The sequence below is a fragment of the Dellaglioa sp. CoH-57-MRSF-20 genome (assembly GCF_056781955.1).
Genome location: NZ_JBXAXV010000268.1, coordinates 1 through 268, shown reverse-complemented (window position 1 = coordinate 268; position 268 = coordinate 1). Strand labels below are relative to the sequence as shown.

Annotated in this window: 1 protein-coding gene; it reads left to right on the top strand. The window is 68.7% G+C overall.

Annotation, left to right across the window (positions count from 1 at the left end; all coding sequences use genetic code 11):
• Positions 1 to 268 (top strand): efflux RND transporter periplasmic adaptor subunit (locus AC1RPN_RS09005; protein WP_481763846.1); only part of this gene is annotated, 268 nt, incomplete at both ends.

The following is a 268-nucleotide window of genomic DNA, read 5'->3' as shown; positions in this document are numbered from 1 at the left end:
GCCTGTATGCGCGCGTGCAGCTCGTCAGCGGCCGCGACCAGGATGCATTGCTGGTCGACGACAAGGCCGTGCTGACCGACCAGGACCGCAAGTACGTCTACGTGATCGGCCCCGGCGACAAGGCGTTGCGCCGTGACGTGACGATCGGCCGCGAGCTCGACGGCGAGCGGATCGTCGAGAAGGGGCTGCAGTCGGGCGACCGAGTGGTGGTCGACGGCGTGCAGCGCATCTACTATCCGGGCGCGCAGGTCAAGCCGAAGGCGCTGCC